Below are 19,576 nucleotides of genomic sequence, written 5' to 3'. Positions count from 1 at the left end.
CACAGGGCGCGCCCGCTGAACGTGCTTCCGTCGGAGCCGTCATGAAGTGGCGTCCCGGCGTGGCAAATCGTTGCGCTGGTACATTCTGTCTACTGCCGGCGAGACGGCGTGGTTGCCACGTTTCTTCGTGAACGCTGCGGATCCGGGCACCGGCGAGCCCCGTTCTGCCCTGCGCAGCGGGACAATGTGTCTCGGCGGCCGTGAAGGGCGCGCCTGGCCGGCTCCGCGTTGCTCTCGTGGCGTGACCGCGATCCGGCTGAATTTACCCGTCGGGAGCGGGCGCGCAGCTTCCGGCGTGGGGTGGACCGCATCTTGCTATATTATAAAGCGGACGATCGTCTGCGCTGCAGCAGCGCGGGTGGGCCGAGGTCGGTGCACGATCGGTAACGGGGCGGGCTCAGGAGCGGCGCGAAGAGGCGCGGCTCGGTACGTGAGCGATCAAGACCGTCGCTGTGGCTTTCCGTGACTGAGCTCGCGGTCGCCACGGTTCGGCAAGACAAGAGAGAAACCATGAATCATTTCATCAACATGATGTGCGTCACGGGCGTGCTGGTCGCGTCAGCGATCGGCTGCGCCGCGACCTCGGCCGAGGAGCAGCGGCGCGCGGTGACCCATCAGCACAACGCGGATGAAGCGGCGCATCGGGGGCAGTACGGAATGGCGGGCGACGAGCAGCGGAAGGCCGAAGAGGCGCACGCCAGGGCCGTGCAGAAGGCCATGGATGAGGGCAAGCCGATCCCTCGCCAGACGAGGCCGGGGGATCAGCCTCCGCCTCCCGCGTACTGACGCGCGAGCTGCGCGGGTGAGACGAGGATGTTTGTTGTTCGAGCGTGTGCGCTCGCTGCCGAGCGCGAGGTTCATGAATCATGGAACAATCATTGGTCGAGAAGAAGGTCCTGGCGGCGAGCGAGCGACTCGATGTCGCACAAGAGCAGCTCGATGCGGCGATCCAGGCATACGACGCGAACAGGCCGGACATCGAAGCGATGAAGGAGGTGTCGGAGAGGCTGAGCGAAGCGCGTGTGTGCCTGGACAAGATACAGCAGCACATCGAGGCCAGCGCCGAGGTCGTGCCGTCGATGCGCGGCTGCCCGGCGTGCGGAAAGTCCATCCGCGCTCAGGCAACTTTGTGCGGCCACTGCTGGGCCAAGGTCAACCCTCAGCGAGCCTGATCGGGCCCGCGCATCCTACGACGAGAGGAAGGCGGGCGCCGTCATTGCCTGTCGCGCAGTCGTTGCCCGTCACAGCCACGCTTCCATCGAGGAGGAGATCATGCGCACCGATTCACTCAGCGCGGGCGTATCCGTGTGCCCACGGATCGACCCGAGGTCGCTCCCCGACGCCGAACGCTATCGCCTGTTCTGCGAGGAGCTCGACGCGCTCAAGCAGCGCACCTTCGCGCGGATGGGCGGTGACGACGTCGCGTACATTCGACGGATTGATCGTTTTGCGCGCAGGATGGAGCTCGCCGGGCGCGTGCTCATCCATGTCAGTCTGGAACCGGTCACGTTCTTCCTCGGCGTCGGCGCACTCTGGGTGAACAAGCAGCTCCAAGCGACGGAGATCGGTCACAGCGCGCTCCACGGCGCGTGGGATAGGCTGCCCGGCGCCGAGAAGTACACGTCCAAGACGTTTCGGTGGGACACGCCCGTCGACGAAGAGTCGTGGCGACGCGGGCACAACGTGCGCCATCACGGCAATACCAACGTCGCCGCGAAGGATCCGGACATCCATTTCGGCCCGGTGCGCCTCACCGAGCAGACACCGTATTCTCGGTGGAACAGCTGGGCCGTCCCCGTCACCGTGGCGTTGATATTCCCGAATTTCCTTTTCGTGATCGGCTCACACGTCGCCGGCTTGAACGATGTGTTCTTCGACAACGGCCGGCCCGAGAAGCTCGACGTGCTGCCCGACCGCTCGAAGGAGAGCGTGCGTGGCGCATGGAAACACGCGCTTCGCAAGTACGTGCCGTATTACGTCAAGAACTATGTCTTCTTCCCCGCGCTCGCGGGACCGTTCTTCGGAAAGGTGCTGCTCGGCAACTGGCTCGCCGAGACGATGCGCGACGTCTACTCGGCGGCCACGATCTTCTGCGGCCATGTCGGGGGCGACGTGAAGAGCTGGCCCGCAGGAACACGCGCGCACGGGCGCGGCGAGTGGTACGCCATGCAGGTCGAAGCCACGAACGACTTCGAGGTGAGCCCGCCGCTGTCGATCCTATGCGGAGGCCTGGACCGGCAGATCGAGCATCATCTCTTCCCGACGCTGCCCCCGTCGCGCCTGCGCGAGATCGCCCCCGAGGTGAGGGCCATCTGTGGGCGGTATGGCGTCAATTACAAGACCGACACGTGGGGAAGAACGCTGCGCAAGGTGTTCTCGCACATCGCGCAGCTCTCGCGCAAGGGAGGTGTTCGCGAGGTGGTGCACGCGATGGCGTGAGCCCTGTGCGTCGAGCCACGCCTCACGCCGCCGGCACCCTCGGCAGCTCGATCGAGAAGACGCATCCCTTGCCGGGCAGATCCCTCACGCCGATCGTTCCGCCCATGGCCTCGACTCCCTTGCGGCAGATGGAGAGCCCGAGCCCCAGACCGGTTCGATTGGCGCTCCGCTGCTCGAAGGGGCGAAACAGATCCTCGCTCTTGCCCGGCGGCAGACCGCCGCACTCGTCCTCGACCTCGATCAGGACGCGCTCGGCGGTCGCGGTCGTCCGAAGCGATATGTGGCCGTGAGGGCGGCTGAACTTGAACGCGTTCTGGAGCAGATTGCCGAGGGCGGCCAGGAGGATCTGCGGATCGGCGCGCACGTAGACGCCCTCTGCGACCGGGGGGGCGGTCAGCGAAATGCCGCCGGCCCCTGCTTCCAGGGCAGCCTCGACCACCGCCTCTCCGACGATCTCGGAGACCGAGACGCGCTGGCGCTTCCCGAGCCCGGATTCGAGGCGCACGCCGGCGAGCGAGTTGTTGATGAGGTCGCGAAGCGCCTGCAGGCTGCGGCCGAGCATTGCGCCGGTGCTCCCGCCGGTACCGACCGTCCCCGACTGGAGCATGGTGAACGCGAGCATCGCGCTGGAGAGCCGGTTGCGCAGCTCGTGCGCGAGGATACCAAGGCGCTCCACCCCCTCGTGGGCGACCGACGCGTCGCGCTGGCGCTCGTACTCGGTGACCGCGCCGGCGATGGCGTCATCGAGGCAGCCGTTGAATACGTTGAACTCGTCGGCGGTGATCGGCGCATCCATCTCGCAGGCCAGCTCCGTGACGACCTGGCAGATGTCTCCGTAGCCGTGGATGACCTGGCTCACCGTGAAGCCCATGGCGAGGAGCTCGCCGCCGTGCACGGCTGCGCTCGCTTCGATCGCGTCGCTGTCGCGCGTGGCGAGGCGCAGCCGGTCGACGAGCTGATCCAGGAACAGCGGCACGCCGTTCTTCAGCTCGGCGTCGGTCGGCACCGGGGTCGTTCGCGCGGCGACCTTCGACCTGGCGCGGCGGATGATCTCCTGGGTGTTCGTGGTGATGAAGGCGTGCAGCATGGCGCCACCGTACACCACGTCATGTGCGGCCGGTGAACAGCATACGCGCCGAAAGCCCCGGCAATGTGCACGAGTCTGCCTGTCTCAGGCGCGCACGCGCGCACCAGGGAGAGTCGGTCGCACGGCGGTCGAACCGCTCCGCCGTCGAACCGCTCCGCCTGGATCGTTCCGTTCACGTTGCAGCGTGGCGGCCGGAGGTCCGGAGGCGCCGCGCCGAGGTGCGCCTCGAGGGCATGCCGTGCGGTTGGCGAGCCCGCCGCGCGTCCCGTAGCGTGCATGACCCTTTGCGCGGCCGACTCGTGGATCCTGGCTCTGGAGATGCGCGTATGGCCCTCGTAAGGTCGCGGCCTATCCACGGGAATACGACGGTAGGCCATGGCGGGCCGCGATCTGTCCTCGGGATTGAGGAGATGAAGCGCCACGGTTGGCGGCCTGCGTGCGGAGCTGCGTGGGTACGTCGTGCATCACAGCTGCTTGTGACGCTGGGAGGTTCGGGTCCGATACTCGTCCCACCGTGCCGCAGCCATCGGCCGTCATCGCGCCGGTTCCGGATTCGGCCGCGCCGGGGGCGGCCACGCGGCGCCGTCCCTCTGGCGCCTCAGGCCTCTCCCGGCGCAGCAGCGCGCCCCCGGGCAGGGCCGGAGGGCAGCTGCGCGGCCAGGCTGCTCACGGCGTCGGCGAGATCCGCGGCGCTGATCGGCTTCGCGAGGTAGGCCTGGAAGCCGGCCGCGAGCGCCCGCTGGCGGTCCTCGCTCCGCGCGTAGGCCGTGACCGCGACCGCCGGAATGCCTCCGCCCGCGTCCGGCGGGAGCGCCCGCACCTTGTGCATCAGGGAGAAGCCGTCCTCGAGAGGCATCCCGAGATCCGAGACGAGGATGTCGGGACGAAACTCCACGAGCGCGCGGAGCGCCTCCTCGGCCGAACGCGCCACCCGTGGCTCGACGCCGAGCTCCCGGAGCATCGCGCCGGCGATCTCGCCGGCGTCGGCCTCGTCGTCGACAACGAGGACGCGGAGCCCGTCGAGGCGCCTCTCGAGCGCTCCCGGCGACGCGCGCGCGACGTCGGCGCCGCCAGCGCCGTCGCGCGCCTGGACGAGGCCGTGGCGCTCCAGCTGCGCCGGGCCGGCGACCGGCAGCGCGACCTCGAACGTCGCGCCCTTTCCCTCGCCCTCGCTGCGGGCCGAGACGCTCCCGCCGTGCAGCTCGACCAGGTGGCGCACGATGGCGAGCCCGAGGCCGAGCCCGCCGTGGCGGCGCGTCGTGGAGCTGTCGGCCTGGCTGAAACGATCGAAGACGAACGGCAGGAATTCGGGGCGGATGCCTTGCCCCGTGTCGCTGACCTCGACGTGGAGATCCGCGCCCCGCTGCGCGATCGAGACGCCGACGACCCCGCCCGCCGGCGTGAACTTGATGGCGTTGGAGACGAGGTTCCAGCACACCTGCTGGAGCCGCGTGGCGTCGCCGACGACCCGGGCGCCGCGCGCGGCGACGGCGAGCTCGAGCGCCACCCCCTTCGCGTCGGCCGCGGGGCGCAGCGACTCGACCGCAGACCCGATGATCGCGTCGAGATCGACGAGCTGGCGCTCGAGCCGCACCTTCCCCGAGATGATCCGGGACACGTCGAGGATATCCTCGATGAGCCGCGCCTGAGACCGGGCGTTGCGCTCGATGGCCGCGAGCCCGCGCGCGCGCTGCTCGGCCGCCTCGGCTGCGGCGCCGTTCGCCTGGAGGAGGTGCGACCAGCCGAGGATCGCGTTGAGCGGCGTCCGCAGCTCGTGGGAGACCGTCGCCAGGAACTCGTCCTTCAGCCGATTGGCCTCCTCGGCCAGGGAGCGCGCGCGGCGCTCGCTCGCGAAGAGCGCCGCGCGCTCCTCCTCCGCCCGCTTGCGCCGCGTGATGTCGCTGAAGTGGACGGCGATCCCGTCATGGAGCTTCACGATCATGATCCGGAACCAGCGGCGGCTATCCGCCTCTCCCCAGGGCAGCTCGATGTCGACAGGCTCGCCCGTCTCGACCACGCGCGCGCACCGCTCGAAGACGTCGTGCTTGGCGCTGTCGCCCGGCAGCGTGTGGAGAATACCCTTGCCCAGCAGGCTCTCCGACGCGCGCTCCAGCATCCTGGCCGCGGCGGGGTTCACGTACTCCCACCGGAAGTCCACGATCCTCCCCGGCGCGTCGCGGACGGCCCAGAGCGTCACGAACCCGTCGAGCGAGTGGTCCTGCGCGATCCGGAGCCGCTCCGCGCTGCGCGCGGCGAGCCGCCTCGCCCGGTGCAGGTTCTCGGCCAGGAGCGAGCACATCACCGAGGAGGCGACGAATGTGCCGAGCTGGACCGTGTTGTGGAGAGGGGGAGGCGCGAACGAGCGATGCGGGGTGAAGGAGAAATACCAGACAAAGGCCGAGCACACCGCCGTGACGACCAGACCGCCGTCGAGACCCCCGAACCAGGCGCCCGCCACCACCGCCGGGAAATAGAGGATGAAGGGCGCGTCGTCCCCCAGCAGCCAGTGAAAGGAGAGCCTCAGCGCGATCGCGCAGCCCGCGATGAGCAGGGCGCCGCCGTAACGCGCCGGAGCGGAGCGCTTGCTGCTGGTCACGCTCGCGAGGCGCAGACGGGGGGCCACGGACATGCTTGGTGCTTAGTCCTGCCATGCCCCTGGGTCGAGCCGCGACGCCGCCGCCGGCGGCGACCAGCCGGGACGGCCGGTGGGCTCGACTGCCATCTTCCAGCGAAGGGCCTCTCCCTCACGAGAGGCTCGCGAGAGGGCGCCGTCAGCGCGGGAGTCCGCGCCGCCGCTACGCCTCGGCGCGGTGGAGCTCTTGCACGAGCGCGGCGAGGCCCGGCGGCGAGGAGGTGAAATGGATGCGCACCACGTCGTCGGCGCGCGGGTCGAGCTCGATCACCTTCGCGTGCAGCTCGCCGCCGAGCTGCTCGGCGAGCGCGACGGACGGGTGGAGCTGGAGGTTGGTGAAGGGCGCGGGGCGGGGGTGCAGGCGCAGCACGGCGCCGAACGGCGAGAGCCCGAGGATGAAGGCGGACTGCGGCTCGCCCTCCACCCGCTTGCCGGCGAGGCGCGCGCAGACGACCGGCAGCGGCGACGAGAGCGGGAGGATCTCGACGCGCCGCTCGGGCAGGTAGAGCCGCTCGGGGTTGTCGAGGCCCATCACGTCGTGGACCAGCACGCGGGTCGAGAACCCCTTGACGGCCAGCGCGTGGCTCTGGCCGAGCAGGAGGCCCGCGCCGGCCGCGCGGCGCGTCGTGTCCGCGATGAGGATCTGGCGGCCCACCGTGCACGACTCGATGCGGGACGTCAGGTTGACCTGGGCGCCGACCACGCCGTATTTCGTGCGCGCCTCGGAGCCGATGTTGCCGACGACGACCGGGCCGGTGTTGAGCGCGATGCCCATCTGCAGCGTCGGCAGGCCCTCCGCGCTGTTCCTGTCGTTCACCGCGTCCATCGCGATCTGCATCTCGAGCGCGCAGGCGACCGCGCGGCGCGCGTCGTCGCCCGTGGCGAACGGGGCGCCGAAGAGCGCGAGGATCGCGTCGCCGATGAACTCGATGATCGTGCCGCCGCGCGCGATGATGATGCGCGCCATCTCGCCGAGGTAGCCGTTCAGGAGGCGCATGACGACCTCGGGCGGCATGTTCTCGGTCATCGTGGTGAAGCTCCGGAGGTCCGTCATCATGATGGTCACCTCGCGCTCCTCGCCGCCGAGGAGCTGGGCCTCGGGCGAGGAGAGCAGGCGGCTCACGACCTCGTCGCTCAGGTAGCGGCCGAACGTCTTGCGGATGAACTCGCTCTTGATCGACAGCTCGGCGGCGAGCTGCGACAGCTGCTCGCGCGAGCGCTTCAGCGTGAGCTGCGTGTCGAGGCGCCCGAGCAGGATGTCGAAGTCGATCGGCTTCGTCACGTGGTCGTTGGCGCCGAGCTTGAGCGACTCCACCACGTCCTCGCTCGCGCCCCGCGTGGTCACCATGATCACGGGCAGCTCCGCCTGCGACCGGCTCTGTCGTATCGCGGAGAGCACGCCGAGGCCGCTGATGCCGGGCATGTTCACGTCGAGCAGCACGGCGTCGAAGCGCTCGCGCGCGGCCAGGCCGAGCGCGCGCGGGCCGTCCTCGGCCGCCACGGCGCGGAAGCCGTTGTTCTGCAGCACCCGGCAGAGCACGTCGCGGTTGCCGCGGCTGTCGTCGACCACGAGGATCGAGCCGCGCGCGCCGCCCTCGACCTCCGCGTGGAGCGCGGGCTCCTCGTGCGAAGAGGGGACCTTGACGTTCACGCTCGAGGGCGCGTCCTCCTCGCCGCTCTCCATCGCCTGGACGATGCCGAGCAGCTTGCGCGAGGCGAGCTCGATGTTGCGGATGTCCTCGATGTGCTGCGGCGCGACCTTGCCCTGCAGCGACGCCACGAGCAGGCGCGTGTAGCCGAGGATCTGGTTGATGGGCGTGTACGGGTCGTGCCCCCCGCCGTGCGGCTCGTGCAGCCGCTGCGGCTCGCGCGCCGACGGCAAGCGGGGCTGCTGCACGGAGGCCGGTCCGCCGGGCGCGATGCGCCTGCCCGGCGACGACGCCGGCGCGTGACCGCGGCCCACATCGTCGAGGCGCGAGGCGTCCGGCACGCGCGAGCTCGGCGGTTCGGGCGTCTGGGGCGCGGGCATCGTGGCGGTCGCCTCCGCGTCCCAGGTGGCGAACGGGTCCTGCGAGGCGAAGCCGCTGCGCGCGGCGACCGCAGCCGCGGCCGCCGCGGGCGGGCGCTCTCGCCAGCCGCGCGCATCGGGCGGGGGAGCGCCGCCGGGCGTGTTCGGGGTGCTCGGCCGCTCTCGCCGGACGCGGGCGTCGTTCGGGAAATGGCTGCCGCGGGCGGGAGCCGGCACGTGCTGCGGAGGCGGGAGGGTGCTGCCCCCGCGGTTCGACTGCGGCGCCGGCGGCAGGCAGCTGCTGTTGTTGCGCTGCAGGGGCGGCGCGGGCGGCAGGTAGCTGCTGTTGTTGCTGCGCGACGGGCTCGGATCCTGCGGGGTCCCTCGCGACGGCACGGGGCTGGTCGGTGCCTTCTTGTGCGCGTCCTTGTCGGAGGGGGATCGGGTCATAGCTCCGGCGATTCTACGCCTCTGCGCGTCGGGGCGACGACGGATGACACCGCTGCTTCATTTTTTATCGCACCCTGACGCCAGATCCACGGAGGTGGATTTCCTGCGCCGGCGTTCCCGCCCCCCGGGAGAGCGTCCAGGTCGCCCTGGTGGACTCTTTCAGTGAGCCGGCATCCCGGAGGAGAGACGATATCTCTCTATCTCTCGCCTGCCAACCCGCTTGTCGCATCGCGTCGGCCACCCCGCCATGAGCGCCAGCCGTCACGCTGTCTTGACGGCGAGTATCGGGGCAAATGAAAGACTTTTTTTGAAGTCAAGCGCCTCTCGCCGCCCGCGGGGCTCCTCCGAGGGCGCCTCGCGGCGACGGGATCGAGGCCTGTCATCGGCCAGACGCCGCCGCTGGCTGGCCGACCTCCTCCGGCGCGCCGGTCGAGCGCGGCAGTGGTCGTCGAGCGCCGGTCCGGCGAGCTCATCCCACGTGACGCGTCGAGGCGGCGGATGTAGCCGCAGCGGATCGCGGGCCCTGGCCGGGCGACAGACATGCTTGTCCCCGGCTTCCCCACCTGATCATCGGGGGACGCACATGCGTGACGCGAAGGAGAGGCAGCTCGCCAAATTTCTCCGATCGCGCCCGCTCGGTGTGGAGTAGCATCGCTCAACTCGTCGACGAAGGGGCAACATGCATAAGGCGCGCAAGAACCTCACCCATTTCACGATGGACGGCTTCCACGGCTTCCGGAGCCGTTTTGATGACGTGAAGCTGGCTCAGGAGCTCCTGGAGGAGGTGCCTGGCGTGCTCCGGCTCAAGCCGGTGATGCCTCCGTTCATCCTCCCCTACTACAACGGCGTGGTGGCCGAGGACTGCGGCATCAGCGCGTTCGTGCTGCTGCTCGGCGGGCACCTCACCATCCACACCTTCAGCTTCCGCGAGTGCTTCTTCGCCGATCTCGTGTACCCGGGGGCGTTCGATCCCCAGAAGGTCCAGCTGATGCTCCAGACGACGCTCCCGTGCCGCAGCGTGTTCACGCAGACGGTCGATCGGGGCGAGGGCGGAGATCTCCAGGAGCGCCGGGGGCACGAGGTGGTGAGCCCGGAGGCCGACTTCGGGCCTCACCTCTTCCTGCAGTTCAGCCCGTACCGCGGGCCCACCTCGCTCGACGCGCTGTTCGACATCTTCGATCACCTGCCCTCGAAGATCGGGATGACCCCGATCATGCGCCCGTTCGTGGTGAAGACGGCGACGCGCGAGGGGACGCCGGTGATCAGCGCCATGGTGATGATCGCGGAGTCGCACATCACGCTGCACATCTTCCCCGACAGCGGCGAGGCGTTCTTCGATCTCTTCAGCTGCAAGTTCTTCGACGTGGAGCCGGTCGTGCGCGTGCTCGCGGAGCAGTTCGGCGGCAACGTGACCGAGCAGGTGCTCGTCCCGCGCGGCCAGCGCTACCTGCAGCTCCGGACCGAGCGCCCGCAGGTGATGAGCCACGTGAACCAGTGGCTCGCGGCCTCGCACCCCGGCGTCTACGCGCGGATGCCCGGCGACGGCGGCCCGCTCGGGCCGAAGAACTCGAAGGGCTGAGCTCGGCCCGCGCGCCGCGGACGCAGGTGGGCGGGGCCGGGTGGGGCGCCCTGGCCCGCCTGCGCGCCCCGCGCCCACCCCGCGACAGGCGCTGTCCCGCGCCGCTGCCCCGCCGGCAGCGCCGGCGGCCCCTTCACAGAGTGCGGTAGTTCGACCGGGTGTACTCGTCCAGCCATGGCGCGTCGACGAAGGCGAACTCGCTCTCGTCAGGTCCAGCCCAGCGGAGCACTCCGATGCACCCCGGGTTGAGCCGGTGCGGCCTCAGGAAGTTGACGGCGTTGAGCTCGTAGCTCCGCGTCTCGCCGGCCGCGGCGAGGCGCTGTCCCGGTTCGTGGTAGTGCCCGGCGAAGTGGTATGTCGGCCGGAGGTCGCGGATCAGCTCGAGCACGTCGCGCGAGCCGCCGTCCGCGTAGCGCGGGTGGATGGCGGCGGCGGCGCCGTGGGGCGGCTCGTGCGACAGGAGCACGTCGATGCGGTCGCCGCGGGAGCGCAGCTTGCGGACCTCGCCCGCGGTGTAGTGCTCCGAGACGGGATCCCGGCCGGCCCGCCCGCCCTGGTGGGAGACGCCGCCCAGCCCGCCGATCGCGATGCGGTGCGGGCCCCGGCGGAAGGTGAACCGGCCGCCGTTCGGGAGATACAGGATCTTCTGGTACGCATCGACCGGGACCGGCGCGTCGTACCCGGCGCCCGCCTCGGCGAGGAACTCGAAGTCTTCGTGATTGCCCCTGATGAACACCAGGTCGGCGGATATGCGCTGATCCGGCGGCACGTCGGGCCCGAGGACCGCGTCGGCCTCCGGGCCGCCCTCGTGGTAGGCGGCGAAGCCCAGCTCGTCTGGGTCGCTCTCGGCGAACCGCTTCGTGGCGCGGTCGAGCCGGAACGGGGGAGGGAACGCGCCGAGATCGCCGACCTGGAGGACCAGGTCGAGCGCGCGGCCGGTCTCGCGCTGCCAGCGCCGGAGCAGCTGATAGACGAGCGTGAGGTGGCCGTGGACGTCGCCGAGCACGGCGATCTCGAGGGGGTCGTCCGGTGTCATGAGGGCGCGGAGCATATCGTCGCGGGCGACGGGCGGCAGCCGGGAATCGCGGGCGCGGCGCGGCGACTCCAATGCTGCCTGACCTCGCGCGCCGCGACGGCGGCGCGCGCAATGTGGCCTCGACCTGTCCACCGGTGCGCACCTGTGTGCTTGTTCGGCGCGCGCCCTGTGCGCTCATTTGCCGACACCAGCACCTCCTCGACGTCCGTCCGTGGCGATGACCCTGGTTGAAATGGCTTGAAATCGACGAGGTCCTGCGCGGTCGAGCCGGTGGACATGGGGCGGAACAACGCGTGTTTCGCTTGCAGAGACAATGGAGGCGGCGTAGTGATCTATTGACGCGAGTGTTCGGCTGGAGCTGACAGACACACCGGCTCGAGCCTCTTCAAGAAGGAGTAGCAGAGGTATGCCCCTGCACACCGGCCAGATGGTGACCCCGGCGCTGCGGCTCGTCCGCATTCTCCGGCGGGGCGGGATGGGGAGCATCTGGGTCGCCGATCGCCTCTCGCTCAAGGCGCAGGTCGCCGTGAAGTTCATGTCGCCCGAGCTCGCGGAGGACGCGGGGTACGTGGAGCGGTTCCGGCGCGAGGCGGTGGCGGCGGCGCAGATCACGAGCCCGCACGTGGCGCAGGTCCTCGATCATGGGCTGACGTCGGAGGGCATGCCGTACATCGCGATGGAGCTGCTCCGCGGCGAGGACCTCAGGGCGCGCATCCGCCGCCTCGGCTCGCTGCCGCTCGCCGAGGTGGCCCGCATCGTAACGCAGACGGCCAAGGCGCTCGGGCAGGCGCACCGGCTCGGCATCGTCCACCGCGACATCAAGCCCGACAACCTGTTCCTGACCGAGGTGGACGGCGAGACCTTCGTCAAGGTGCTCGACTTCGGCATCGCCAAGCGGGCCCGGGACCTGCGCGTCACCACGACGGGGAACGTCGTCGGGACGCCGCTCTACATGAGCCCGGAGCAGCTCATCAGCGCGAAGGACCTCGATTTCCGGGCGGATCTCTGGTCGCTCGGCGTCGTCGCCTACCACGCGATCACCGGGCAGGTTCCGTTCTTCGCCGAGTCGATCGTGGCGCTCACGCTCGTCGTGCACGCCGGCCGGTTCAAGCCGCCGAGCGCGCTCCGGCCCGACGCGCCGCCCGCCCTCGACGACTGGATGCGCAGGGCCCTCCAGCTGGACCCGAGCGCTCGCTTCGGGTCCGCCAGGGAGATGGCCGACGCGCTCGAGCGGGCGCTGTCGCCGCGCCGGCGGAGCGGCGGCGCGTCGACCCTGGACACCACCCATGCGCCGGGCCTTGCCACCGCCCGGGACACGGGCGCGGAGGGCCTGATCGAGGCGCGGGGCGCGAGCTCGCAGGACGGCGCGATCACCGTGCGCCACCCCGCGCCAGCGCCCGTGTCGATGGCGCTGGCCGACACCGATCCCTGCGAGGGCGACGCCACGGTCGAGCGCACGACGACGGTGATGATGACGATGTCGAGCCGCAAGAAGCGGCCTTCGGCGCGGCTCGCCACGGTCGCTCTCCTCGGCGCCGCGCTCGCCGGCGCGGGCCTGTTCCTCGGCGTCCGGTACACCGCGACGGCGGCCGACGGCGCCGCGCTCGCGGCCGTCGCCGCCCGCGGCGCCGTGATGCCGGACTCGACCGAGGCGACGCTCCTCGCGAGCGTCGTGGAGGCGCCGCGGCCGCTGCTCGCGCCGGAGCCCCCGGAGCCTGTCGGGGCCGCGGCGGCGCCGCCGGAGGAGGCCGCGAAGAAGAGCGAGACGGCGCGGCCGGTGTCGAAGAAGAAGCCGGCCGCGCGCCCGTCGCGGTCCCCCGGGCGCGGCAAGCCGGCGCCTTCGGCCGGGCGGCTCACCCGGCGCATCAAGCCGTTCCCCCGCAACGACATCGCCATGCACAGGTAGCTCGCTCGTCGCGCGGCCCGCGCGCGCAGGCGGAGCAGGGCCCCGGGCCTGCCCGCGCACGGCGCGCGTCAATGATGGATCAAGAATGATCCATGTTCGGAAAGGCCCTTTCCTCAGCGCTGCGCCGTCGCGCGCAGCGCCTCGGCGGTCGGCTGGTCCGCGGGGAAGAACGACTCGACGGCGAGCTCGGACAGGGTGACGTCGACCGGCGTGCCGAAGACCATCGTCGTGCTGAGGAAGCTCAGGGTGCGGTCCTCGACCCGGAGCCTGAGCGGCACGGCGATGGCGGCGGGGCCCGGCTCGCGTGCGGGCTCCGGGCGGCGCGAGCCTCCCGGCACAGGATAACTTCCGAGCTCCTCGAGGAGCTTCACGAGGACGGGATCGGCGCTCACCTCGATCTGGCGGCGGAGGCGCGCGAGCAGGTGCGCGCGCCACTCGGGGGCGTTCTCGATGCGCGGCGCCAGGCCCTGGGGGTGCAGGCTCAGGCGCAGCACGTTGACCGGCGTGCGGAGGAGGGCGGGGTCGGCGCCGGCCAGGAGGGGGCCGACGGCGCTGTTCGCGGCGACGAGGGTCCAGTGCCGGTCGATGGCGATCGCCGGATACGGCTCGTGCCCGGCGAGCACGAGGTCCACCGCCTTGCGCGCCGCCGCGAGCGCGGGGTCGTCGAGGCTGCGCTCGGGATAGAGCGGCGCGTACCCCGCCGCCACGAGGAGCTGGTTGCGGTCGCGCAAAGGCACGTCGAGGCGCTCCGCCAGGTGGAGCACCATGTCGCGGCTCGGCTGCGCGCGGCCCGTCTCCAGGAAGCTCAGGTGGCGCGTCGAGATGTCGGCCTCGCAGGCGAGATCGAGCTGGCTCAGGCGGCGGCGCTGGCGCCACTCGCGCAGGAGGCCCCCGATCGGTGGTTGTGAGCTCATCATCGCGAGCCGACCGTAGCACGCCAGGAAAGACGGCCCATTACCTGGGAGGTAATCGACCCCATGCCCGGGGCCACCCATAGTGGGCATGCGTCAGGGGCGCTGCGGAGAGCCGGTGCGGTGCGCGCAGCGGCTCTCTCGATCTGGTCCCGTCCACCCAGGGGCGATGAGCCCGGGATTCCCACGAAAGGAGCCCACCATGTCGTTCATGACCTCTCCTCATTTCCTTCGCCGTGCCCTCCTCGCCGACGCGATCGTCAGCGGCGCGACTGGCCTCCTGATGCTCGCGGGCGCGGCGCCCCTCGCGGGCTTCGTCGGCCTGCCGGAGGCGCTGCTCCGGTGGTCCGGAGCGAGCCTGCTCCCGTTCGCGGCGATCGTGGCGTGGCTCGGCACGCGCGAGCGGCCGGCGCGGGCCGCCGTCGCCGGCGTCGTCATCGCGAACGCGCTCTGGGTGATCGACAGCGTGCTCCTTCTGGCGCTCGGCTGGGTCGACCCGACGGCGCTCGGCTACGCCTTCGTCCTGGCGCAGGCGCTCGTCGTCGCGCTCTTCGCCGAGGCGCAGGCGCTCGGGCTGCGCCGGGCGCGGATGACCGCCTGATCGACGCGGCGCCGTCGTCAGGGGGCCGGCCGCGCCTTCTTGCGGCGGGCCTCGAAGAGCTCGGCGAGGAAGTCGACGAAGACGCGCGCGCGCGGCAGGAGGTGGCGGCTCCTCGGGTAGAGCGCGTGCACCGGGTACGTCACGCTCGGCTCGCGCAGCTGCACGGCCTCGAGCTCGCCGCGCGCGAGCGCCTCCTCGACGTGGAAGTCGAACGAGTAGACGAGCCCGAGCCCGGCGGTCGCGCCGGTCAGCAGGAGATCCGCGTCGTTCGTGTGGAAGCGCGCCTCGACGGCGGCGGCCGGCGGCAGCTGGCCGTCGACGAAGCGGTACGGCGTCGGGCGCCCGTCCTGGAGGAAGCCGAGGCACGCGTGGCGCGCGAGATCCTCGAGGCGCCTGGGCCGGCCGTGCCGGCGGAAGTACGCCGGTGAGCCGCAGATCATGGTGCGGATCTCGCCGACGCGCCGCGCGACGAGCGTCGAGTCGCGGAGCGGCCCGAGCCGCACCGCGACGTCGACCCCCTCCGCGACAGGGTCGATGAACTGGTCGCGCAGCGTCAGCTCGAGGCGGATCTTCGGGTAGCGGCGGAGGAAGTCCGCGATCCTCGGCCCGAGCAGGGTCCGGCCCAGCACGACGGCCGCGTCGACGCGGAGCGCGCCCGCCGGGGCCGTGCGCGTGCCCTTGAGCGTCTCCGTCGCGGCCCGGTACTCCTCGACGATGCGCGCGCCCCGGTCGAGGAAAGCGGCGCCGTCCTCGGTCAGCCGGAGCGAGCGCGTGGTGCGCGCGAGCAGCTGCACGCCGAGCTCGTCCTCGAGGCGCGCGATGCGGCGGCTGACCGCCGACGCCGTGACGCCGAGGCGCTTGGCCCCGGCGGCGAAGCTGCCCGCCTGTACCGTCGTCACGAAGAACTCGATGCTCGTCAGCGTGTCCATCGCGATTCATTCTACTCTGGAACGAGAGAAGTGTCCTGGGAGCCTCTAACGCGCGCTCTGGAATGAATTAACCTCTTCTCAGGTGCTCGCCTGAGCCGCGAGCGCACCGAAGGAAGGCCGCGAGGCGCGGAGTGCGCCGGGAAGACGGCCAGTCCCGCCGCGACGCCCTCGGCGCCGCGCGCGGAGAGCAAAGGAGCGTGCGATGGAGAAGCGAATGAAAGCGTGGGTCCTGGAGGGCGGGTTCGGGACCTCTCACCTGCGCCCTGTCGAGCTGCCCGTCCCGGAGCCGAAGCGCGGACAGGTCCTCGTCCGGGTCCGCGCGGCGTCCGTCAATTACCGGGACCTGATGGTCATCGATGGCCAGTTCGATCCCTCCCTCTCGATGCCGCTGGTGCCGCTCTCTGACGGCGCGGGGGAGGTGGTCGCCGCCGGCGAGGAAGCGCGCCGGCTGCGCGTCGGCGATCGCGTGGCCACGCTGTTCCAGCAGAAGTGGCTCGGCGGGCGCCCGACGCCCCGGACGACGATCGAGTCAGCCCTGGGCCATCCGAGGCCAGGGGTGCTGTCCGAGTACATCGTGCTCGACGAGGACGGCCTGGTCGTCCTCCCGCCGTCGCTCACCTACGACGAGGGCTCGACGCTGCCGATCGCGGCGGTGACCGCGTGGCAGGCGCTCCACGTCGACGCCCCCGTGCGGCCGGGCGATACGGTCCTCGTCCTCGGGACCGGCGGGGTCGCCGTGTTCGCCCTGCAGCTGGCGCGGGCGTCCGGCGCGCGGGTGATCGTCGCGTCGAGCAGCGACGAGAAGCTCGCCCGGGCCCGCGAGCTCGGCGCGACCGACCTCATCAACTACCGGTCGACGCCGGGCTGGGACGCGCGCGCGCTCGAGCTGACGGGCGGCGTGGGCGTCGATCTCGTCGTGGACGTCGCGGGCGGCGATCTGCGGCGCTCGGTCCGCGCGCTGCGCAACGGCGGTCAGGTGAGCCTCGTCGGCCTCCTCGCGGGCGCCTCGGCGGAGCTCGACGTGGTGCCGATGCTGGTGAAGCGCGCCCGCATCCAGGGCATCAGCGTGGGCAGCCGCGACATGTTCGAGGACATGCTGCGCGCGGTGGCGCACCACCGCATCCGGCCGGTGATCCACCGCGTCTATCCGTTCGAGGCCGCCCGGGAGGCGATCGAGGCGCAGCGGCGGGGCGAGCACGTGGGCAAGCTCGTGATCTCGCTCGCCTGAGCGCCCCGCCTGATGCGATGGCCTGGCGGCCTACTTGCCCTGCTCTGCCGCCAGGGCCGCCTGGACGGCCGGGCGGGCGCCGACGCGCTCCTTGTACCGGGCGAGGGCAGGCCAGGGGCCGAGATCGATCCCCGCGAACTTGGTCCAGGTGAGCACGGTGAAGAGGTAGGCGTCCGCCACCGTGAACTGCTCGCCCATCAGGTACGGCGCGCCCTCGAGGCGCGGCGCCACGTGACCGAAGCGGCGGCCCACGTACTCCCTGGCGGCGCTCTTCTGCTCCTCCGGGGTCTTCGGCTTGAACAGGGGGGTGAACTGCTTGTGCAGCTCGGTGCTGATGAAGTTCAGCCACTCCTGCAGCCGGTAGCGGCCGAGCGTGCCGGCCGGAGGCGCGAGCCCGGACTCGGGCTTCTTGTCGGCGATGTACTGGACGATCGCGGGACCCTCGGTGAGCACCTCGCCGCCCTCGATCTCGAGCGCGGGGACATAGCCCTTGGGGTTGATCTGGGTGAAGTCGGCGCCCGACTTCGTCTTCTTCGTGCCGAGGTGGACCTGCTCGAGGTCGAACTCAAGGCCCGCCTCCCGCAGCGCGATGTGAGGGGAGAGCGAACAGGCACCAGGGCTGAAATAGAGCTTCATCGGGATCTCCAGGGGCTTTCGGGGACACCTTCCCCGAGCGTCGGACGTCCGTCAAGCTGGCCTCGATGCTCTGTGCGCCGCGCCGACGAGCGGACGAGCGGCGCCACCCCGCAGGCTGTGGAGTGAAAGCGGCCGCCTCGTAGTGGCCGTCCCATCGTACATCCACGCTGTCCGCGCTGGTTCACGTATAGAACCTTCTATGATCCGCCCCCCTCCTGGAAACGCAACGCTATATCAACAACTTATCCACCCATCGAAGGGGTCGCCTTCACTCCACAGCCTGCGGGGATGCGGCGCGCGTGCAGGCTGACGCGCGTCCATCGCCCGACATCCACGCACCGCGGTGCCGCATTTTCCCATCCACGCGCAGCGAGACAAAGAGTATAGCGAGTGCGTCGTAAGGAGGCTTATATGCGCTTTGTTCGTGTGCAAACTTATGCTTTTGCTGTCGTCCTGACCACTGGCGCGTGCGGGTCGCAGGGCGAGGACTCTGCCGCCGGAAGCGATGGCGCGACTGGCGGATCCGACGGCGTAGCCGCCAAGGCGGTAGCCGGCGGCGAAGCCCCCGGCGCGGGAGCCGGCGGCGAAGCCCCCGGCGCGGGAGCCGGCGGCGCAGCCCCGGGCGCGGGAGCCGGCGGCAGCACGGCATCCGGCGACGCGTCCGTGCCTGGGCAGAGCTGCGACGAGCCAACCCCGTGGGCGCCCCCTGCATCGAAAAAGGTCGTGGGCGACGGGACGGCCGCGAGCTGCACGGCCGACGCTCTGAGCGAGGCCGTCACTGCAGGTGGACACGTCACCTTCAATTGCGGGGATTCCCCGGTAACGATCGCGATCTCGACTCCAATCCAGGTCGGCGCCGAGACGGTCGTCGATGGGGCGGGGAAAATCAACCTCGACGGCGGCGGGACGTCACGGATCTTCATCGTGACCAGCAAGCTGTCCGTGCGCAATCTGCGCTTCACCAACGGCAAGGCTCCGGACGACAGCAACGGAGGAGCCGTGAAGGGAGAGTGGAGGAGCAACGTGGAGGTGATCGGATGCACGTTCGAGGACAACATCGCAGGTACTGCCGGAGGGGCCATCGGGGTCTGGACGGGCAGCTCGCTGACGGTCGTGGCGAGTCAGTTCCGACGCAACAAGTCCAGGTATGGCGGGGCCATCTACAGCCTGTGGTCGCCTTTGCACATCGTGAACTCGGACTTCACCGACAACTCGGCGCTCGTTGACTCCAACGGGGGCGCCATTGGAACCGATGGAGCATTGGACCCCGCGTACAGGAACCCGCAGGACGGGGTCGATACCGCGGGAGGCACGGTCGAGATCTGCGGAAGCCGGTTCCAGGACAACGAGGCTTATGGGGCAGGGGGCGCGGCGTTTTTGTGGGTGTATCCGCCGGACAAGATCATCATCGACCGCTGCACCATCGAGGGGAACACGGTCGGCAAGGATTCAGGTGGCACCGGCGTGGCCCTGGGCGGCGGCATGCGCGTCAGCAATGGCGAGATCACCATCAAAGGCACGAGCTTCCTCTCCAACATCGGCGAGACTCACGGCGGGGGGCTCTACCTCGACTGCGACCCGACCTGCACCATCACCGACTCCACGTTCTACTCGAACAAGGCCACGGACGGCTTCGGCGGCGCGATCTTCGGGGACAAGCTCCGCGTGAACAACGTGACCTTCGCGAAGAACTTCGCCAACGGGCACGGTGGCGCTCTCTTCGGTGGCAGCGATTGGGTCTTCAAGAACACCGTGTTCGCCGACAACAAGGCGGGCAATCCCTGGGGCCAAGCCTATAGTTGCTCCGCGACGGGTACAGGCGACCACGTCCTTCAGTGGGTGACCGACTTCAAGGGCGTGGGTTCGGATCCATGCATCTCCAATCCAATTGCCGCCGATCCGAAGTTGGCGGATCCTGCCGATAACGGAGGTATCACCTCCACGATGCTGCCCGGTGCGGGCAGCCCCGTGCTGGGCGCCGGAGCGGGCTGCGAACCTGTGGACCAACGAGGGCAGCCGCGCAATACCGCCGTGTGCGATCTGGGTGCCGTCGAGGTTCCGTAGCGGCGTGCCCGCTTGGCTCCGGGGTGGGAGGATGGCCCGCGCAAAGCCATTCCGGCCTTTCCAGCGACCG

15 protein-coding genes are annotated in these 19,576 nt (G+C 70.5%); 8 read left to right on the top strand and 7 right to left on the bottom strand.

All coding sequences use genetic code 11. The features are described from left to right. Positions 1-510: 510 nt before the first annotated feature. The 3 genes from WME89_RS25255 to WME89_RS25245 all read left to right on the top strand — a co-directional run bounded on the left by WME89_RS25255 (position 511) and on the right by WME89_RS25245 (position 2,439). Positions 511-786: a hypothetical protein gene (locus WME89_RS25255; protein WP_438011632.1), complete on the top strand. Its 276-nt coding sequence runs from the start codon at positions 511-513 to the stop codon at positions 784-786. A gap of 80 nt (positions 787-866) precedes the next feature. Further along, on the top strand, positions 867-1,172 hold the full coding sequence (locus tag WME89_RS25250; protein ID WP_438011631.1) for a hypothetical protein: 306 nt from the start codon (positions 867-869) through the stop codon (positions 1,170-1,172). 232 nt (positions 1,173-1,404) lie between these two features. After that, a complete protein-coding gene (locus WME89_RS25245; RefSeq protein ID WP_438011630.1) occupies positions 1,405-2,439 on the top strand; it encodes a fatty acid desaturase family protein in 1,035 nt (344 codons plus the stop codon). Between the two features lie 22 nt (positions 2,440-2,461). Here the strand turns inward: WME89_RS25245 and WME89_RS25240 are convergent, their stop codons facing one another. The 3 genes from WME89_RS25240 to WME89_RS25230 form a co-directional block, all read right to left on the bottom strand. Continuing rightward, on the bottom strand, positions 2,462-3,526 hold the full coding sequence (locus tag WME89_RS25240) for a sensor histidine kinase (protein ID WP_438011629.1): 1,065 nt from the start codon (positions 3,524-3,526) through the stop codon (positions 2,462-2,464). Between the two features lie 598 nt (positions 3,527-4,124). Continuing rightward, positions 4,125-6,149, bottom strand: a complete 2,025-nt coding sequence (locus WME89_RS25235; protein ID WP_438011628.1) for an ATP-binding protein — start codon at positions 6,147-6,149, stop codon at positions 4,125-4,127. Positions 6,150-6,321: 172 nt separating this feature from the next. After that, positions 6,322-8,616, bottom strand: a complete 2,295-nt coding sequence (locus WME89_RS25230; RefSeq protein WP_438011627.1) for a response regulator — start codon at positions 8,614-8,616, stop codon at positions 6,322-6,324. Positions 8,617-9,295: 679 nt separating this feature from the next. Between WME89_RS25230 and WME89_RS25225 the strand changes: the two genes are divergently transcribed. Further along, positions 9,296-10,195, top strand: a complete 900-nt coding sequence (locus tag WME89_RS25225; RefSeq protein WP_438011626.1) for an S-adenosylmethionine decarboxylase — start codon at positions 9,296-9,298, stop codon at positions 10,193-10,195. Between the two features lie 133 nt (positions 10,196-10,328). Here WME89_RS25225 and WME89_RS25220 read toward each other — a convergent pair whose 3' ends face one another. Beyond that, positions 10,329-11,231, bottom strand: a complete 903-nt coding sequence (locus WME89_RS25220; RefSeq protein ID WP_438011625.1) for a metallophosphoesterase family protein — start codon at positions 11,229-11,231, stop codon at positions 10,329-10,331. A 406-nt stretch (positions 11,232-11,637) separates the two neighbouring features. Between WME89_RS25220 and WME89_RS25215 the strand changes: the two genes are divergently transcribed. Beyond that, entirely contained in the window at positions 11,638-13,137 is a 1,500-nt protein-coding gene (locus tag WME89_RS25215) for a serine/threonine-protein kinase (RefSeq protein WP_438011624.1), read from the top strand. Positions 13,138-13,250: 113 nt separating this feature from the next. Here WME89_RS25215 and WME89_RS25210 read toward each other — a convergent pair whose 3' ends face one another. Next, entirely contained in the window at positions 13,251-14,054 is an 804-nt protein-coding gene (locus WME89_RS25210; protein WP_438011623.1) for a helix-turn-helix domain-containing protein, read from the bottom strand. Between the two features lie 196 nt (positions 14,055-14,250). On the opposite strand from WME89_RS25210, the gene WME89_RS25205 reads away from it, so the two are divergent. Continuing rightward, positions 14,251-14,649, top strand: coding sequence for a hypothetical protein (locus WME89_RS25205; RefSeq protein WP_438011622.1), 399 nt, complete (start codon positions 14,251-14,253; stop codon positions 14,647-14,649). 17 nt (positions 14,650-14,666) lie between these two features. On the opposite strand, the gene WME89_RS25200 is transcribed toward WME89_RS25205, so the two are convergent. Next, positions 14,667-15,578 carry a LysR family transcriptional regulator gene (locus tag WME89_RS25200; protein WP_438011621.1) on the bottom strand — a complete coding sequence of 304 codons (912 nt, stop codon included), beginning with the start codon at positions 15,576-15,578 and terminating at the stop codon, positions 14,667-14,669. A 202-nt stretch (positions 15,579-15,780) separates the two neighbouring features. Here WME89_RS25200 and WME89_RS25195 point away from each other — a divergent pair, with 202 nt between their 5' ends. Beyond that, positions 15,781-16,806, top strand: a complete 1,026-nt coding sequence (locus tag WME89_RS25195; RefSeq protein ID WP_438011620.1) for a zinc-dependent alcohol dehydrogenase family protein — start codon at positions 15,781-15,783, stop codon at positions 16,804-16,806. Positions 16,807-16,836: 30 nt separating this feature from the next. Here WME89_RS25195 and gstA read toward each other — a convergent pair whose 3' ends face one another. Next, positions 16,837-17,442 (bottom strand): glutathione transferase GstA, encoded by a 606-nt coding sequence (gene gstA, locus WME89_RS25190; RefSeq protein ID WP_438011619.1) that lies wholly within the window; start codon positions 17,440-17,442, stop codon positions 16,837-16,839. 411 nt (positions 17,443-17,853) lie between these two features. Between gstA and WME89_RS25185 the strand changes: the two genes are divergently transcribed. Continuing rightward, positions 17,854-19,506, top strand: coding sequence for a choice-of-anchor Q domain-containing protein (locus WME89_RS25185; protein WP_438011618.1), 1,653 nt, complete (start codon positions 17,854-17,856; stop codon positions 19,504-19,506). Positions 19,507-19,576 lie beyond the last annotated feature (70 nt).

It is taken from the genome of Sorangium sp. So ce321 (assembly GCF_051530195.1).
In the GTDB taxonomy this organism is placed as follows: Bacteria; Myxococcota_A; Polyangia; order Polyangiales; family Polyangiaceae; genus Sorangium.
This window is presented reverse-complemented; position numbering and strand designations above follow the sequence as displayed.

What these genes read in the sequence shown, in the direction of transcription:
- WME89_RS25195 (WP_438011620.1), top strand. Translation starts at nt 15,781, where the DNA reads ATGGAGAAGCGAATGAAAGCGTGGGTCCTGGAGGGCGGGTTCGGGACC.
- WME89_RS25200 (WP_438011621.1), bottom strand. Translation starts at nt 15,578, where the DNA reads ATGGACACGCTGACGAGCATCGAGTTCTTCGTGACGACGGTACAGGCG.
- gstA (WP_438011619.1), bottom strand. Translation starts at nt 17,442, where the DNA reads ATGAAGCTCTATTTCAGCCCTGGTGCCTGTTCGCTCTCCCCTCACATC.
- WME89_RS25215 (WP_438011624.1), top strand. Translation starts at nt 11,638, where the DNA reads ATGCCCCTGCACACCGGCCAGATGGTGACCCCGGCGCTGCGGCTCGTC.
- WME89_RS25230 (WP_438011627.1), bottom strand. Translation starts at nt 8,616, where the DNA reads ATGACCCGATCCCCCTCCGACAAGGACGCGCACAAGAAGGCACCGACC.
- WME89_RS25240 (WP_438011629.1), bottom strand. Translation starts at nt 3,526, where the DNA reads ATGCTGCACGCCTTCATCACCACGAACACCCAGGAGATCATCCGCCGC.
- WME89_RS25225 (WP_438011626.1), top strand. Translation starts at nt 9,296, where the DNA reads ATGCATAAGGCGCGCAAGAACCTCACCCATTTCACGATGGACGGCTTC.
- WME89_RS25220 (WP_438011625.1), bottom strand. Translation starts at nt 11,231, where the DNA reads ATGACACCGGACGACCCCCTCGAGATCGCCGTGCTCGGCGACGTCCAC.
- WME89_RS25245 (WP_438011630.1), top strand. Translation starts at nt 1,405, where the DNA reads ATGGGCGGTGACGACGTCGCGTACATTCGACGGATTGATCGTTTTGCG.
- WME89_RS25210 (WP_438011623.1), bottom strand. Translation starts at nt 14,054, where the DNA reads ATGATGAGCTCACAACCACCGATCGGGGGCCTCCTGCGCGAGTGGCGC.
- WME89_RS25250 (WP_438011631.1), top strand. Translation starts at nt 867, where the DNA reads ATGGAACAATCATTGGTCGAGAAGAAGGTCCTGGCGGCGAGCGAGCGA.
- WME89_RS25185 (WP_438011618.1), top strand. Translation starts at nt 17,854, where the DNA reads ATGCGCTTTGTTCGTGTGCAAACTTATGCTTTTGCTGTCGTCCTGACC.
- WME89_RS25205 (WP_438011622.1), top strand. Translation starts at nt 14,251, where the DNA reads ATGTCGTTCATGACCTCTCCTCATTTCCTTCGCCGTGCCCTCCTCGCC.
- WME89_RS25255 (WP_438011632.1), top strand. Translation starts at nt 511, where the DNA reads ATGAATCATTTCATCAACATGATGTGCGTCACGGGCGTGCTGGTCGCG.